This window comes from Natrinema sp. CRL1, from assembly GCF_059162405.1.
The window spans coordinates 1-466 of sequence record NZ_JBLVOY010000025.1 but is presented as its reverse complement, the minus strand read 5'-3'; the positions used below and the strand labels follow the sequence as shown (position 1 = coordinate 466).

General features: G+C 66.7%; 1 protein-coding gene. It reads right to left on the bottom strand.

Going from position 1 to position 466, the window contains the following annotated elements:
* Window positions 1-466, bottom strand: a 466-nt coding sequence (locus ACJYUO_RS21865; protein ID WP_494347410.1) for a hypothetical protein, incomplete at both ends; no start/stop codon positions are given.

Here is a 466-nt window from a genome sequence, read left to right as displayed (position 1 = left end):
ATCGGGTTCATCGTCGTCAGCGGCGCGTCGGGAATGTCGGCGGAGTCGAGGGTGGGGCGCCCGGTCGGTGCGGGCGCGTCGTCCTCGACAGGAGTCGTCGTGCCGTCCGGCGTGTCGGTCGCGGCGACATACGTGGGGCGCCAGATGCGTAGGTTCAGGTAGCGGTCGTCACGCGTCTTCATCGCGGCGGTGCCGCCCGCGCTCAAGGATTGGCTGATGCCGGGCGTCGACGTGTTGCCGCCGATGGTCTGCATGTCGTGTGACGTGCTCGACGTCGGGCCGCGACGCACATACTCGACGTGATACGTGCCGGCTGAGTTGAGGAAGAAGACGATGTCGCCCTCACGCGCGTTCGCGTATGACGTCTGCGTGAACATGGGTGAGCGGCGCATCCACTGGTCGAGCGCAACCGTGTACGCGGGCGCCGAGCAGTACTTGCCCCAGTTGTAGCCGCACGCCTTGATGA